The sequence below is a fragment of the Micromonospora foliorum genome (assembly GCF_022229015.1).
Taxonomy (GTDB): domain Bacteria; phylum Actinomycetota; class Actinomycetes; order Mycobacteriales; family Micromonosporaceae; genus Micromonospora; species Micromonospora foliorum.
On record NZ_JAKKFF010000383.1, the window covers coordinates 1 to 2,812 of the forward strand.

Genomic DNA, 2,812 nt, shown 5'->3' on the forward strand with positions numbered 1-2,812 from the left:
CGTACCCACCCCGTCCACGCCCACCGCGGTGCCGACGGTCGAGCCGAGCCCCGGGGGCGCGCCTGCGAACCCGTCAACGACACCGGGCCCGCCCGGCGTACCTGGTCCGCCGACGCCGTCCAGCTCACCGGGTGCGCCCGGCGAACCGGGCGTGCCCGACGAGACCACGGTGCCTGGCGAGCCGGCTGCGCCTGGTGTGCCTGGTGTCGATCCGACGCCGTCGGCCCCGCCCGGCGTGCCGGGTCGACCGAAGGGTTGAGCAGGACCGGTCAGGCCGGCGGTCTTTCCGCGCCGGCCTGACCGGCCAAGCCCCGATCACCCCGTCAGCGGGGGTGCCGGAACGACGGCGCCCCGGTCCTCGGGCCGAGATCCCGGTCACCTCCGCACGGCACTCCCCCGTACCGGCGAGCGTCGCGCGCCGCGGCGACCAGCGCGCACCGGTCCACCGAATTTGGCGAGGCCGGTGTGCCCGCTCATCCTTGGCTCATGACCGATCCCGGACACCCGAGGCGCGAGCTGCGGGGGCGACGATGAGCACCGCCATGGCCCGGGTGCCCGACTCCCTCCGGGGGCAGATCGTCACACCCGGCGACCGCCGGTACGCGCACCTGCGCTCGACGTACACCCGGTCGGCGTCGCCGGCCGCCGTCCTGCTGCCCAAGACCACCGCGCAGGTGGTCGACGCGCTCCGCTACGCGCGGGAGCAGCGGCTGCCCATCGCGGTCCGCAGCGGCGGGCACGGCCTCTCCGGAGCCTCGTCCAACAACGGTGGGGTGGTCATCGACCTCTCCATGCTCAACCGGGTTCAGGTGATCGACGAGCGGGCCGGGCTGGTCCGGGTCGAGGCGGGTGCCCGCTGGGCGAACGTCGCGAAGGCACTGGCCCCGTACGGCCTGGTGATCAGCTCGGGTGACTACGGCGGCGTCGGCGTCGGCGGCCTGGCCACCGGCGGTGGTGTCGGCTGGTTGGTCCGCGCCCACGGTCTCACCATCGACCGGGTCCGCGCCGTCGAGGTGGTGCTGGCGGACGGGACGCTTGTACGCGCCGACGCCGAGCACGAGCCGGAGCTGTTCTGGCTGGTCCGAGGAGCCGGTGCCGGCGCGGGAATCGTGGTGGCATTCGAGATCGAGGCGGTCGAGCAGCGCAACGTCGGTGTCGCGCAACTGGTCGTCGAGGCGCATCCGGACGGTCGCACCGTCCGAGAGTGGACGAGCTACCTCGCACAGGCGCCACGGGAGCTGTCCGCCGCCGCCGTGGTGTTCGCGGAGGGTCGATCGGTCCTCATGTCCATCACCGCCGTGGTCGCCGCCGAGAGCCTGCGCCGCGCCCGGCCGGCTGTGGAACCGCTGCTCGCCATCGGCAAGGTGCTCGAACACCGGACCGACCTGCTGCCGTACCCGACGCTGGTGCCGACCGCGCACCTCAACCCCAACATCGGGCAGCAGCGTGGCACGACCACCAACGGTCTGTTCACCGCGCTGGACGAGGCCGGGGCGCGGGCCGTGACGCGGGCGGTGACCGGGCCGGGGCGGGCGGTGGTCCAGCTCCGCTCGTTGGGCGGGGCGGTCAACGACGTCGCTTCCGACGCGACCGCGTACCCGCATCGTCACCAGGACACCCTGATAGTGGCCTCGGTGTTTCCGCCGCAGGCCGACGCCGCGTTGAACGCCGCCTGGCGGGCCGCCGGGGCGCGCGCCGACGGCGCGTACGTCAACTTCGAGAGCCGGCCGGACCCGGCCGCGTTCGCCCGGATCTACCCGGGCGATACCGGGGCCCGCGTCCGGCGGCTGTGGAAGCGGTACGACCCGGACGGCGTGTTCCGATCGGCCCTGCTGAGCGGCCAGGCCAACCGCGCCGGCCAGGGCAACCGGTCCGGCGAGGGCAACCGGTCCGGGCAGGCCGGCCGGACCGTGCGGTCCGGGCAGCCGCACCGACGCCGGCGCTGACGCCGAGGCGGATCCCGGGCCGGACGCGCACACCCAGGTCCGATTCCCGCCAGCCGATGACCGGGCGGGCGGGGCATCATCGGTGACATGGAGATGGACTTCGAGCGGTGTTACCGGGCCGTGGACAGCCGTGACCAGCGGTTCGACGGCTGGTTCTACACCGGGGTGACGTCCACCGGCATCTACTGCCGGCCGTCCTGCCCGGCGATCACGCCCAAGCGGCAGAACGTCCGGTTCTTCCCGTCCGCCGCTGCGGCGCAGGGTGCCGGGCTGCGCGCCTGCCGCCGCTGTCGGCCGGACGCCGCGCCCGGCTCCCCGCTCTGGGACGTCCGCGCGGACGTGGTCGGTCGGGCGATGCGGCTGATCGCCGACGGGGTCGTCGACCGGGACGGCGTACCGGGGTTGGCCTCCCGGCTGGGCTACACCGAGCGGCACCTGCACCGGATGCTGAGCGCCGAGATGGGCGCCGGGCCGCTCGCGCTGGCCCGGGCGCAGCGCGCCCAGACCGCCAGGATCCTGATCGAGACGACCGATCTGGCGATGGCCGAGATCGCGTTCGCCGCCGGCTTCGGCAGCGTGCGGCAGTTCAACGACACGCTTCGCGAGGTGTACGCGAGCGCCCCGTCGGACCTGCGCACGGCCCGTGGCCGCCAGCAGGCGTTGGCCGGGGCGGGGACCATCGCGCTCCGGCTGGCGTACCGCCCGCCGCTGCACGCCCGGGCGCTGCTGGACTTCCTCGCGGTGCGGGCGTTGCCCGGCGTGGAGGAGGTCCGCGACGGGACGTACCACCGGGGTCTGCGGTTGCCGCACGGCACCGCCCAGGTGGCGTTGACCCCGGCGGACGGGCACGCCGCGGACCTACTCCA

2 protein-coding genes are annotated in these 2,812 nt (G+C 74.8%); both read left to right on the top strand.

Going from position 1 to position 2,812, the window contains the following annotated elements:
* Positions 1-530 precede the first annotated feature (530 nt).
* Complete coding sequence (locus tag PSH25_RS25200; protein WP_238661419.1) at positions 531-1,946, top strand: FAD-binding oxidoreductase; 1,416 nt, start codon at positions 531-533, stop codon at positions 1,944-1,946.
* An 87-nt stretch (positions 1,947-2,033) separates the two neighbouring features.
* On the top strand, positions 2,034-2,812 hold a 779-nt coding region (locus PSH25_RS25205; RefSeq protein ID WP_238661420.1), incomplete at its 3' end, for a bifunctional transcriptional activator/DNA repair enzyme AdaA.

Bases quoted from the DNA above. Each gene is read 5' to 3' on its own strand.
- PSH25_RS25200 (WP_238661419.1), top strand. From the start codon at position 531: ATGAGCACCGCCATGGCCCGGGTGCCCGACTCCCTCCGGGGGCAGATC.